Below are 12,644 nucleotides of genomic sequence, written 5' to 3'. Positions count from 1 at the left end.
TCGGATGCGAAGCGACCGGACGAAAAAGGGATTGGAGCGGATGCCCCACCGGGCGCTCTATTGCGCCGCGGGGGTCCCGCAGGCCGCGATGGGGAAACCGTTCCTCGGGGTGGCGACCTCGTTCACCGACCTGGTCCCGGGCCATGTCGGGATGCGCTCGCTCGAGCGGGTCGTGGAGAGCGGGGTCCACGCCGCGGGGGGATATCCGTTCCTGTTCGGCGTTCCCGCGATCTGCGACGGGATCGCGATGGGGCACAGGGGGATGCACTACTCCCTTCCCCTGCGGGAGCTGGTCGCGGACATGGTCGAGTCGGTCGCGGAGGCGCACGCGCTCGACGGTCTGGTCCTGCTGACCAACTGTGACAAGATCACCCCGGGGATGCTGATGGCCGCCGCGCGGCTGGACATCCCCTGCATCGTCCTGACGGCCGGGCCGATGCTGTCGGGCCGGATGGGGAACCGGCGCCTGTCGCTGGTCAGCGACACCTTCGAGGCGGTGGGCCGGTTCCAGCGGGGGGAGATCGACCAGGCGATGCTGTCCCGGCTCGAGGCGGAGGCCTGCCCGGGAGAAGGGTCCTGCCAGGGGCTCTACACCGCGAACACGATGGCCTGCCTCACCGAGACGCTCGGGATGTCGCTGCCCGGCTGCGCGACCGCGCTGGCGGGGATGTCCCGGAAGCGGCACATCGGGTACGAGACCGGGGTGCGGATCGTGGAGCTGGTGCGGAAGGGGGTGACCCCCCGGAAGATCCTGACCCAGGCCGCCTTCCGCAACGCCATCCGGGTCGATCTCGCGCTGGGCGGCTCCTCGAATTCGGTGCTGCACCTTCTGGCGATCGCCCACGAGGCGGGGGTGAACCTTCCGCTGTCGGAGTTCGACCGGCTTTCGCGGGAGACGCCGCAGCTCACCACCGTAACCCCCGCGGGGCCGCATATGATGGAGGACATCGAGTTCTCCGGGGGGATCCCGGCGGTCCTGAACCGCCTGCTCCCCGTGCTGCAGAGGAACCCGACCGTTTCGGGAAAGGACATCACCGCGATCGCCCGCAAGGGGAAGGTGCTCGACGACGGAATCATCCGGAAGGTCTCCGCCCCGGTCCGGAAGGAGGGGGGGATCGCGATCCTGACCGGGAGCCTCGCGCCGGGAGGCTGCGTGGTGAAGCAGTCGGGAGTGGATCCCTCCATGTTCACCTTCCGGGGGACGGCGAAGGTGTTCGACTCCGAGGAGGCCGCGATGGCGGCGATCATGGGGGGAAAGATCCGGCCCGGGATGGTGGTGGTCATCCGGTACGAAGGCCCGAAGGGCGGCCCGGGGATGCGCGAAATGCTCTCCCCCACCTCCGCGATCGTGGGGATGGGGCTGGGGACGAAGGTGGCGCTGGTCACCGACGGGCGTTTTTCCGGTGGGACCCACGGACCCTGCATCGGGCATGTCTCCCCCGAGGCGATGGAGGGGGGGGCGATCGCCTTCGTGCGGGACGGGGACGGGATCACGCTGGACATCCCGAGGCGGCGCCTCGCGCTGGAGGTCTCCGCCGCCGAGATCGCGAAACGGAAACGAAGCTGGAAGGCGCCCCCGCCGAAGATCCGCACCGGGTACCTCGCGAGGTACGCGAAGGCGGTGACGTCGGCGGGCACCGGCGCCGTGACGACGTAGGAGTCGCAGGGAGGACGCCGTGAAGATGACCGGAGCGGAAATATTCGTCAAGTCGCTGGAGGAGCTGGGCGTGGACGTCGTCTTCGGGTACCCCGGGGGGGCGGTCCTGAACATCTACGACGCCCTCTTTCAGAACACGAAGGTCCGCCACCTGCTCGTCCGGCACGAGCAGGGGGCCGTGCACATGGCCGACGGGTATGCCCGGGCGTCGGGGAAGACCGGCGTCTGCCTGGTGACCTCGGGGCCGGGGGCGACCAACACCGTGACGGGGATCGCCACGGCCTACATGGATTCGGTCCCTCTGGTCGTGTTCACCGGGCAGGTTCCGACGCTGATGATCGGGAACGACGCCTTCCAGGAGGCCGACATCGTCGGGATCACCCGCCCCTGCACGAAGCACAACTACCTGGTCAAGGAGGCCCGCGACCTGGCGCGCATCGTCCGGGAGGCCTTCTTCATCGCCTCCACCGGGCGCCCGGGGCCGGTCCTGGTGGACCTTCCCAAGGATGTCCTGGCCGGGATGGCGGAGTATGCCTTCCCGAAGGCGGTCAAGCTTCGCGGGTACCACCCGAACTACGAGGGGCACCAGAAGCAGGTGGAGAGTGCGATCCGGATGATCCTCGAGAAGGAGCGCCCCGTGGCCTACACGGGAGGGGGGGTCATCCTCTCGGAGTCCTCGGAGCTTCTCACGGAGTTCGCCCACATCCTGGGGCTTCCGGTCACCACCACGCTGATGGGGTTGGGCGGGTTCCCGGGGACCGACCCGCTGTCGCTGGGGATGCTCGGGATGCACGGAACCTTCCGGGCGAACATGGCGATCTCGAACAGCGACGTGATCGTGGGGCTCGGGGCGAGGTTCGACGACCGGGTGACCGGGAAGATCGACGAATTCGCCCCCCACGCGAAGATCATCCACGTCGACATCGACCCGACCTCCATCCAGAAGAACGTCCCCGTCCACATCCCGATCGTGGGGGACCTGAAGGACGTGCTGAAAAAGATGATCACGCTCGTCAAGGGGACCAAGGAGGCGGCGAAGTTCCGGAAGAAGATCGCCCCCTGGCGGGAGCAGATCGAGTCCTGGAAGGCGACCCACCCGCTCGCCTACAAGCAGGGGAAGGGGAAGATCAAGCCGCAGTACGTGGTCGAGGAGGTCTACCGGCTCACGAAGGGGAAGGCGGTCATCGCGACCGAGGTGGGGCAGAACCAGATGTTCGCCGCCCAGTACTATCTCTTCGACAAGCCGCGGACCTTCCTCTCCTCGGGCGGGTTGGGGACGATGGGCTACGGGCTTCCGGCCGCGATCGGCGCCCAGGTGGCGCTGCCCGACCGGCAGGTCATCGACATCGCCGGCGACGGCAGCATCCAGATGAACATCCAGGAGCTGGCCACGGCGGTGCAGTACCGCCTTCCCGTCAAGGTCGTGATCCTGAACAACGGCACCCTGGGGATGGTTCGCCAGTGGCAGGAGCTCTTCTTCCAGGGAAAATATTCGCAGACCTGCCTCCCGCAGATCCCGGACTTCGTCCGGCTCGCGGAGGCCTACGGCGCCTACGGCTTCCGGGCCACCAAATCCGAGGAGGTGACCCGGGTGCTGGAGAAGGGGTTCGCCGCCCCGGGCCCGACCCTGATCGACATCCTGACCGACCCGAACGAGATGGTCTACCCGATGGTGCCCGCGGGGGCGCCGTTGACCAAAATGCTGCTCGTGTGACACGGGCGGATCGCGAGGGGGAAACCGCGGAATGCGCCACACCATATCCGTGCTGGTGGAGAACGAGTTCGGGGTCTTAAGCCGCGTGTCCGGCCTCTTTTCCGGGAGGGGGTTCAACATCGAGTCGCTCTCGGTCGCGGAGACGATGGACCCGTCGGTCTCGCGGATGACGATCGTGACCAGCGGGAACGACCAGATCATCGAGCAGATCCTGAAGCAGCTGAACAAGCTGATCTCGGTGATCAAGGTGGTGGACCTCACCGGGGTCGACACCGTGGACCGGGAGCTCGTGCTGATCAAGGTGAACGCCGACCCGGAGACGAAGGCCGAGGTGCTGCGCCTCGTGGACATCTTCCGGGCGAAGATCGTGGATGTGGCTCCCCGCTGCTACACGATCGAGATGACCGGCGACGAGACGAAGATCAAGGCGCTGCTCCAGCTGCTGCGGCCGATCGGGATCCGGGAGATCGTGCGCACCGGGAAAGTGGCGATCGCCCGGGGAATGTAGGCGGGGCTCGGGAGGGGCGAAGGCAGGTCCGGATCGGCGGGGCCGATCCATCTCAGGGAGGCCAGGGAGGAAGGCAATGGTCAAGATCTACCGGGAGAAGGATGCGAAGCCTGGGGTGCTGAAGAAAAAGAGGATCGCGATCCTGGGGTACGGCAGCCAGGGGCATGCCCACGCGAACAACCTCAAGGAAAGCGGGATGGACGTCATCGTGGGAGAGCTCCCCGGCGGGGAGAACGCCGGGAAGGCGAAGAAGGCCGGCTTCGAGGTGTTCGACGCCGCGACCGCGACGGCGAAGGCCGACCTGGTCGTCATGCTCCTGCCGGACGAGCTGCAGGGGGACATCTACCGGAATTCGGTCGGGCCGAACCTGAAGAAGGGGGCCTACCTGATGTTCGCCCACGGGTTCAACATCCACTATGGGCAGGTCGTGCCTTCGCCCGACCTGAACGTCTTCATGGTGGCCCCGAAGGCGCCGGGACACCTGGTCCGGGCGCAGTACCAGAAGGGGGAGGGGGTCCCCGCCCTCATCGCCGTCCACCAGGATCCGGCGAAGAACAGCCGGGAGGTCGCGCTCGCCTACGCGGCGGCGATCGGATCCGCTCGGGCGGGGGTGATCGAGACCTCCTTCCGCGAGGAGACCGAGACGGACCTCTTCGGGGAGCAGGCGGTCCTCTGCGGCGGGGTCACGGCGCTGATCCTGGCCGGGTACGAGACGCTGGTGGAGGCCGGCTACGCCCCCGAGATGGCCTACTTCGAGTGCCTCCACGAGCTCAAGCTCATCGTGGACCTGATCTACGAGGGGGGCATCTCCACGATGCGCTATTCGGTCAGCAACACGGCGCAGTACGGCGACCTCACGAGGGGCCCGCGGGTCATCACGAAGGAGACCCGGGCCGAGATGAGGCGGATGCTCGAAGAGGTCCAGAACGGCTCCTTCGCCCGGGAGTGGATGCTGGAGAACCGGGCGAACCGCCCCGTATTCAACGCCCTCACCCGGCGGGGGGAGGAGCACCCGATCGAGGAGGTCGGGAGCCGCCTGCGCGCGTTGATGCCGTGGATCGCGAAGGGGCGGCTGGTCGACAGGACGAAGAACTGAACGGGGACCGCGGGCGCGCGAGATGGGGCGGGAACGGCAGGGCCGGGGCGGCGGCATGATCGCCCCGGAGGGGGTCCCCTTTCTCCTGGCCGGGGCCCTCCTGACGCTCGTCGCCGGACTCCTGTGGCCGAAACTCCTGCCCGTCACCCTGGCCGGGATCCTGCTCACGGGGTTCGTCGGCTGGTTCTTCCGGAACCCGGACCGGACCCCTCCTTCCGTTCCCGGTTCCGTGATCTCCCCGGCCGATGGTAGTATAGTGTATTGCGGCGAAGTCCCGCCGGGGCGGTACTTCGACGAGCCGGGGAAGCAGGTGAGCGTGTTCATGTCGGTCTTGGACGTCCACGTGAACCGGGCCCCGGTGGACGGGAAGGTGCTCGCCGTGCGCTACCACCCGGGGAAGTTCCTGGTGGCCAGCGTCGACAAGGCCTCCCTGGAGAACGAGCAGAACGGGGTCCTGATCGAGACCCCCGCGGGACAGCGGGTCGCCTACGTGCAGATCGCGGGGCTGATCGCCCGGCGGGTGGTCTGCGACCTTTCCGAGGGGGATTCGGTCCGGCAGGGCCAGAGGGTGGGAATGATCCGCTTCGGGTCGCGTGTGGACCTCCTGATGCCGGCTTCGGCCGAGCTCCGGGTCCGGAAGGGGGACCGGGTGCGGGCCGGGGAGACGGTGGTGGGGGTGCTGCGGTGAGGAGAAGGGAGCGCCGGACGGACGGGATCGGCCGCGGGATCTACATCCTGCCCAACCTGATCACGTCGGGCTCGCTGTTCGCCGGGTTCTACTCGATCGCGGCGACCTATACCGGGCAGTTTGAGCGGGCGGCGACCGCGATCCTCATCGGGGTCGTGCTGGACGGGCTCGACGGCCGGGTCGCCCGGATGACCCGGACCACCACGCAGTTCGGGGTGGAATACGACTCCCTGGCCGACCTGGTCTCCTTCGGGGTCGCGCCGGCCTTCCTGGTCTACGGGTGGGCCCTCTCCCGCTTCGGGCGGTGGGGCTGGCTCGCGGCCTTCCTCTACCTGATCTGCGGGGCGCTGCGCCTGGCCCGGTTCAACGTGCAGGTGAGCACGGTCGAGAAGGGGCACTTCAAGGGGCTGCCGATCCCGGCCGCCGCGACCTTCGTCGCGTCGATGATCCTGCTCTTCTACTATTTCGGGGGGTCGGGCGGGTTCAAGCACGTCGCGGTGCTGCTGACCATCTACGTGCTGGCCTTCCTGATGATCAGCACCGTCAGGTTCCACAGCTTCAAGGACCTCGAACCGTTCCGGCGCAGGCCGTTCAACACGCTCGTCGTGTTCATTTTCCTCGCCCTCCTGCTGGCCGCCGAACCGCAGGTGATGATCTTCCTGTTCGCGTCGGGCTACATCCTCTCCGGGCCGGTGGGGGAGCTGGCGGGGGCGATCCGCAGGCGCCGGGAAAAACACCGGGAAAGCGAGAAGCGGATCCATGGGCATGACGCTCACCGAGAAGATCCTCGCGAGGCACGCGGGGAAGGACACCGTTGAACCGGGGGAGCTGATCCTCGCCGGGGTCGACCTGGCGCTCGGCAACGACGTCACCAGTCCCATCGCCATCGAGGCATTCCGGAAACTGGGAATCCGGGAAGTGTTCGACCGGGAGCGGATCGCCCTGGTCCCGGACCACTTCACCCCGAACAAGGACATCCGCTCGGCCGAGCAGGCCAAGACGATGCGGGAGTTCGCGAAAGAGTTCGGGATCGTCCATTACTTCGAGGTGGGGCGGATGGGGATCGAGCATGTCCTGCTGCCGGACGAGGGGCTGGTGGTTCCCGGCGATCTCGTGATCGGCGCCGACAGCCACACCTGCACCTACGGGGCCCTCTGCGCCTTTTCCACGGGGGTCGGCTCCACCGACCTCGCCGCCGCCATGATCTCGGGGGAGGTGTGGCTCAAGGTCCCCGAGTCGATGCGGGTCGTGCTGAACGGCCGGCCGGGGAAGTGGGTGGAGGGGAAGGACGTCATCCTCCACATCATCGGAAGGATCGGGGTGGACGGGGCCCTCTACCGGGCGATGGAGTATGCCGGGGACGGCCTTTCGGCCCTGCCGATGGCCTGGCGCTTCACCATCTCGAACATGGCGATCGAGGCGGGGGCGAAAAACGGGATCTTCCCCTTCGACGAAACGACCCGCGCCTATTCCGACGGGAGGGGCCGGCGACCCTATGCGGTCGTCGAGGCCGACCGGGACGCCCGCTACGCCGACGAGTTCTCCGTGGACCTGGGGGCGCTGGAGCCGCAGGTCGCCTTCCCCCACCTTCCGGAGAACACCCGCCCCCTCTCCCGGGTGGGGAACGTGCCGATCGACCAGGTGGTCGTCGGGTCCTGCACGAACGGCCGGATCGAGGACCTGCGCAGCGCGGCCGGCGTGCTGCGGGGGCGGAAGGTCCACGAGGGGGTGCGGATGCTGGTCTTTCCCGCGACCCAGGAGATCTATCTCCAGGCGATGCGGGAGGGGCTGATGGAGATCTTCGTGGAGGCCGGGGGGGTCTTCTCCACCCCCACCTGCGGCCCCTGCCTCGGCGGGCACATGGGGATCCTCGCCAAGGGCGAGCGGGCGGTCGCCACGACGAACCGCAATTTCGTGGGGCGGATGGGGCACCCCGAGAGCGAGGTCTACCTCGCGAACCCGGCGGTGGCCGCGGCGTCGGCGGTCCTCGGCCGGATCGGGAGTCCGGACGAGATCCGCTGACGAGGAGAGCGCATGGAGCTGCAAGGCAAGGCGTGGAAGTACGGGGACGACGTGGACACCGACGTCATCATCCCGGCGCGGTATCTGAACACCACCGACCCCGCGGAGCTGGCGCGCCACTGCATGGAGGACATCGACCCGGGGTTCGCGTCGAAGGTCTCTCCGGGGGACATCCTCGTGGCGGGGAAGAACTTCGGGTGCGGCTCCTCCCGGGAGCATGCCCCCATCGCGATCAAGGCCTGCGGGGTCGCCGCGGTGGTCGCCCGATCCTTCGCGCGGATCTTCTACCGGAACGCCTTCAACATGGGGCTCCCGATCTTCGAGGCCCCCCAGGCGGTCGACGCGATCGAGGCGGGGGACCTGCTCTCGATCGACATGCGGGCGGGGACGCTCCGGAACCGGACGAAGGGGACGGAGTACCGGATCGTCCCGGTCCCCCCCTTCATGCAGGAGCTGGTCTCGGCGGGGGGGCTGTTGAACTACACGGTCGCCCGGAGGAAGGGGGCCTCTTCGCGATGAAAAAAATCTGCGTCTTTCCCGGGGACGGGATCGGCCCGGAGGTGGCGCGGGAAGCGCTCTCCGTGCTGCGGACGGTCGAGGAGCTGCACGGGAGGAAGCTCTTCGAGTGCGAGGAGGAGCTGCTGGGGGGAGCTTCCTACGACGCGCACGGCGTCCCGATGACCGAGCGGGCGCTCCGGCTCGCCGCCTCCTCCGACGCCGTCCTCCTCGGGGCGGTCGGGGGGCCGAAGTGGGACTCCCTGCCGTTCGAGGTGCGGCCCGAGAGAGCGCTGCTCGGACTCCGGAAGCAGCTCGGGCTCTTCGCGAACCTGCGCCCCGCGAAGGTGTACGGTCCGCTGCTCGACGCCTCGCCCCTGCGGCGGGAGCTGGTGGAGGGGATCGATCTCCTGGTCGTGCGCGAGCTGACCGGAGGGATCTACTTCGGGGAGCCGCGCGGGGTGCGGATGATCGACGGCGTCGAGACGGGGATCAACACCTTGGTGTACACCCGCCCCGAGATCGAGCGGGTCGCGCGGGTCGCCTTCGAGCTGGCACGCAAGCGGAAGAGGCAGGTGACCTCCGTCGACAAGTCGAACGTCCTGGAGGCGACCGAGCTCTGGAGGAGAGTCGTCTCCGAGGTGCACGAGCGGGAGTTCCGAGACGTCGGCCTCTCCCACATGCTGGTGGACAACTGCGCGATGCAGCTGATCCGCCGGCCGGGGCAGTTCGACGTGATCGTGACCACGAACCTCTTCGGGGACATCCTGACGGACGAGGCGTCGATGATCACCGGGTCGATCGGGATGCTCCCCTCGGCCTCGCTGGGGGGGGCGGTCGGCCTCTACGAGCCGATCCACGGGAGCGCCCCGGACATCGCGGGGAAGGGAGTGGCAAACCCACTGGCCGCGATACTTTCCGTGGCGATGATGCTAGAATACACGCTTGCCATGTCCGGGGAGGCGGGCCGGATCGAGCGGGCGGTGGAGCGGGTGCTCGCCGAGGGGTACCGGACCGCGGACATTTACCGGGAGGGCCCGGGGATCCGGCGGGTGGGCACGGAGGAGATCGGCGAACAGGTGCGGCGAATTCTACGGACGAGCGGATGACGCGAGGTGCATCGATGAGCGGGAAACGGTACAACGTGGCGGTGGCCGGCGCGACCGGCGCGGTGGGGGAAGTGATGCTCCAGGTGCTGGAACAGCGGAAGTTCCCGATGGGGAATCTCCGCCTCCTGGCCTCGGAGAGATCGGTCGGCAAACGTCTCCGGTTCCGGGGCGAGGAGGTCCCGGTCGAGCTCCTCCAGAAGAGCGCGTTCCAGGGGATCGACATCGCCCTCTTCTCGGCGGGGGCGTCCCGGAGCAAGGAGTTCGCCCAGGCGGCCTGGGAGGCGGGAGCCGTGGTGGTCGACAACTCCTCCGCCTTCCGGATGGAGCCCGGTATCCCCCTGGTGGTCCCGGAGATCAACCCGGAGGCGGTCGCACAGTACCGGAACCGCGGGATCGTCGCGAACCCGAACTGCACGACGATCATCACGATCATGCCGCTGAAGCCGCTGCACGACTTCGGAACGCTCCGGCGGGTGGTGGCCTCCTCCTATCAGGCGACCTCGGGAGCGGGGGCCAAGGCGATGGCGGAGCTCGTCAGCCAGACGAAGGCCTTCACGTACGGGGAGAAGATGGAGATCTCGGCCTTCAAGCACCAGATCGCCTTCAACGTGATCCCCCACATCGACGCCTTCCTGGACAACGGCTACACGAAGGAAGAGATGAAGATGACGAACGAGGGGCGGAAGATCCTGGGGATCCCCGACCTGCGGGTGACCTGCACCACCGTCCGGGTGCCGGTGCTGACGGCCCACTCGATCTCGGTGAACGCCCAGTTCGAGAGGAAGATCACCCGGGAGAAGGCGCGCGAGCTGATCGCGATGTTCCCGGGGTGCCAGGTGATGGACGACCCGGCGGCCAACGTCTACCCGATGCCGCTGTTCTGCGCGGGGAAGGACGACTGCTACGTCGGGAGGATCCGGGAGGACGAAAGCGCGGAGAACTGCCTGAACTTCTGGGTCTGCGGGGACCAGCTCCGCAAGGGGGCGGCTCTGAACGCCGTCCAGATCATGGAGGTTCTGGCCGCGAAGCACCTGCGGCCCGCCCACGCGTAAGCGCCGCGGGCGGACCGGACCGGTTCGGCGCACCGGGAGCGGTGGGACACCCCGCTCCCGGTCGTCTTTGGTCCTCCGGCACCAGATGTTGCGAGGACGCCGGTACCGGCTCCGCAGCCTCCTCCTTCGCTGCTCACGCTGCTACGGAGGACAAGTCGGAGGGGGGCTTCGTTCGTGGCTCGCCTTAAGATACGCACGCTTTGGCTGCGCTTTACCTCACTCCGCCCACCCTCCTACGGCTGCTCCGCCGGCGACACGGGACCCGCTGCGCTGCGGGGGGAGTCCACGAGGCGGCGGGGACATTCCTGGTTTCTCCGGGATGCGGGAGAGGAGTGTCCCCACAACAAGGTGCCGGATCCGGCGAGCGAAACGGCAGCGAGCGGGCGCAGATCGCGAGCGTAGCCAAGGGGATTCCCCCCGCGAGCCAGGCGACCCGGACGGCAGCGCGATAACAACGGGGCGCCCCGTGGGCGCAGCCAGCCGAGGCGGCGGAGCACGTATCGGGCGCCACCGCGACGGGGCGTACCACCGGGCGAAGCCGCCTCCGGGAGCCCCCGGGCGGGAGCGCCAACCGGCAGGGGAGCCGGCCGGGCCGGGAGTGCCTACGGAATGATGCGGCGGATGAAGCTCACGATCGCGTACGACGGGACCGCCTACAGCGGTTTCCAGATGCAGCCGTACGGGCCGACGATCCAGTCGGTGATGGAGGAGGCGCTCGGCCGCCTGCTCCAGGAAAAGGTCCGGCTGCGTGCGGCGGGGAGGACCGACGCCGGCGTCCATGCCCGGGCGCAGGTGGTCGACTTTGCGGACGCCGGCCGCCGGGACGCGGAAACGATCCTGCGGGGAGGGAATGCCCTGCTTCCTCCGGACATCCGGATCCTCTCCGCCGAGGAGGTTCCCCCCTCCTTCGACGCCCGGGGCGACGCGAAGGCGAAGGAGTACCGGTACTTCCTACACCTGCACCCCGTCCCCTCCCCGTTCCTGCTGCGGTACGCCTGGCACCTGGGAAGGCCGCTGGACCTTCCGGCCATGCGGGAGGGGCTGGGGCACCTGGTGGGAGAGCACGACTTCTCCGCTTTCCGGGGGCAGGGCTGCACCGCGAAGCGCACGGTGCGGAAGATCTTCCGGGCGGAGCTCGATTCCCGTTCTTCCACACTCTGGGTCCTCTCGGTCACCGGAAGCGGCTTCCTGCGGCACATGGTCCGCGTCATCGCAGGCACCCTGGCGGAGGTGGGGACCGGGAGGATCGCCCCGGGGAAGGTGCCGTCGATCCTGGCCTCGGGGGACCGGAGGCAGGCCGGCCCCACCGCGCCTGCTCCCGGGTTGTTCCTGTGGCGCGTGGCGTACGGGGAGGATCCTTTTTCCCTTGACGCCGGAGGGGACGTGGGGTCTAATATCTTCTTTGATTTCGAGGGGGAAAGTTCGCACAGATGAAGACGACCGTATTTTTTACGAGAGAGCAGGCGGACCAGGTCTGGCACCTGGTCGATGCGAAGGACAAGGTGCTGGGCCGTATCGCCACCCGCGTGGCGGATCTCCTGCGGGGGAAGCACAAGCCGACCTTCACGCCAAACGCCGACATCGGGGATTTCGTCATCGTGGTGAACGCCGACAAGGTGCGGCTCACCGGGCGGAAAATGACGGGGAAAACCTACTACAGGCACTCCGGCTACATGGGGGGGCTCAAGGCGACCACCCCCGAGAAGGTGCTCTCGTCGAAGCACCCGGAGCGCCTGGTGGAATGGGCGGTGCGCGGCATGCTGCCGAAGACCCGCCTGGGGGACCGGCTCTTTACCAAGCTCAAGGTGTACGCGGGCCCGGACCATCCCCACGAGGCCCAGTGCCCCCGGCCCCTGAACGTAGCCGAATAGGAGACGAGATCGCGCCATGGCACAGCAGACGAAAGTGTACGCAACGGGAAAGCGCAAGACATCGGTCGCCCGGGTCTACCTGAGCCCCGGGAGCGGCCGGATCAGCGTGAACGGGCGGGATTTCGAGGAGTATTTCCCGGGCCTCGCACTCCGGGCGATCGTGGTGCAGCCGCTCGTGCTCACCGGGAGGCGCCAGAGCGTCGACGTGGCGGTGAACATCCGGGGAGGCGGTCCGGCGTCCCAGGCCGACTCCGTGAAGTACGGCATCGCCAGGGCGCTGCAGGTCGAGAACCCCGAGCTGCGTCCGGCGCTCAAGCGGGCCGGCTTCCTGACCCGGGACGCCCGGATCAAGGAGCGGAAGAAATACGGCCGCCCCGGGGCCCGCAAACGGTTCCAGTTCTCCAAGCGGTAATGCGCCGCGGGGCCGAGCGC

Annotated in this window: 13 protein-coding genes; all 13 read left to right on the top strand. The window is 68.2% G+C overall.

The genetic code is table 11. From position 1 onward, the window contains the following. Positions 1–4: 4 nt before the first annotated feature. The 13 genes from A2X88_10475 (at position 5) to A2X88_10415 (ending at position 12,624) form a co-directional block, all read left to right on the top strand. Complete coding sequence (locus A2X88_10475) at positions 5–1,657, top strand: dihydroxy-acid dehydratase (protein OGP34346.1); 1,653 nt, start codon at positions 5–7, stop codon at positions 1,655–1,657. A gap of 19 nt (positions 1,658–1,676) precedes the next feature. Continuing rightward, complete coding sequence (locus tag A2X88_10470; protein OGP34345.1) at positions 1,677–3,371, top strand: acetolactate synthase, large subunit, biosynthetic type; 1,695 nt, start codon at positions 1,677–1,679, stop codon at positions 3,369–3,371. 31 nt (positions 3,372–3,402) lie between these two features. Next, entirely contained in the window at positions 3,403–3,879 is a 477-nt protein-coding gene (locus A2X88_10465; protein OGP34344.1) for an acetolactate synthase small subunit, read from the top strand. Positions 3,880–3,955: 76 nt separating this feature from the next. Further along, positions 3,956–4,975 (top strand): ketol-acid reductoisomerase, encoded by a 1,020-nt coding sequence (locus tag A2X88_10460; GenBank protein ID OGP34343.1) that lies wholly within the window; start codon positions 3,956–3,958, stop codon positions 4,973–4,975. Positions 4,976–4,997: 22 nt separating this feature from the next. Next, positions 4,998–5,663, top strand: a complete 666-nt coding sequence (locus tag A2X88_10455; protein ID OGP34342.1) for a phosphatidylserine decarboxylase — start codon at positions 4,998–5,000, stop codon at positions 5,661–5,663. Beyond that, positions 5,660–6,481, top strand: a complete 822-nt coding sequence (locus A2X88_10450; protein OGP34341.1) for a CDP-diacylglycerol--serine O-phosphatidyltransferase — start codon at positions 5,660–5,662, stop codon at positions 6,479–6,481. The genes A2X88_10455 and A2X88_10450 overlap by 4 nt, the downstream gene beginning before the upstream one ends. Beyond that, positions 6,423–7,685, top strand: coding sequence for a 3-isopropylmalate dehydratase large subunit (locus A2X88_10445; protein OGP34340.1), 1,263 nt, complete (start codon positions 6,423–6,425; stop codon positions 7,683–7,685). Before A2X88_10450 ends, A2X88_10445 begins: the two co-directional genes overlap by 59 nt. Positions 7,686–7,697: 12 nt before the next feature. Then, on the top strand, positions 7,698–8,204 hold the full coding sequence (leuD, locus tag A2X88_10440; protein OGP34339.1) for a 3-isopropylmalate dehydratase small subunit: 507 nt from the start codon (positions 7,698–7,700) through the stop codon (positions 8,202–8,204). Further along, entirely contained in the window at positions 8,201–9,289 is a 1,089-nt protein-coding gene (locus A2X88_10435) for a 3-isopropylmalate dehydrogenase (GenBank protein OGP34338.1), read from the top strand. The genes leuD and A2X88_10435 overlap by 4 nt, the downstream gene beginning before the upstream one ends. A gap of 14 nt (positions 9,290–9,303) precedes the next feature. Continuing rightward, entirely contained in the window at positions 9,304–10,341 is a 1,038-nt protein-coding gene (locus A2X88_10430; protein ID OGP34337.1) for an aspartate-semialdehyde dehydrogenase, read from the top strand. A 612-nt stretch (positions 10,342–10,953) separates the two neighbouring features. Next, on the top strand, positions 10,954–11,775 hold the full coding sequence (locus tag A2X88_10425; GenBank protein OGP34364.1) for a tRNA pseudouridine(38-40) synthase TruA: 822 nt from the start codon (positions 10,954–10,956) through the stop codon (positions 11,773–11,775). After that, positions 11,772–12,212, top strand: a complete 441-nt coding sequence (locus A2X88_10420; protein ID OGP34336.1) for a 50S ribosomal protein L13 — start codon at positions 11,772–11,774, stop codon at positions 12,210–12,212. Before A2X88_10425 ends, A2X88_10420 begins: the two co-directional genes overlap by 4 nt. A 16-nt stretch (positions 12,213–12,228) precedes the next feature. Continuing rightward, the gene (locus A2X88_10415) at positions 12,229–12,624 is read left to right on the top strand and encodes a 30S ribosomal protein S9 (GenBank protein ID OGP34335.1); all 396 of its coding nucleotides are present in this window, start codon (positions 12,229–12,231) and stop codon (positions 12,622–12,624) included. Positions 12,625–12,644: the final 20 nt, after the last annotated feature.

The organism is Deltaproteobacteria bacterium GWC2_65_14, from assembly GCA_001797615.1.
Taxonomy (GTDB): Bacteria; Desulfobacterota; Deferrimicrobia; order Deferrimicrobiales; family Deferrimicrobiaceae; genus GWC2-65-14.
The sequence above is the reverse complement of the archived record's forward strand: the minus strand, read 5'-3'. Positions and strand labels throughout refer to the sequence as shown.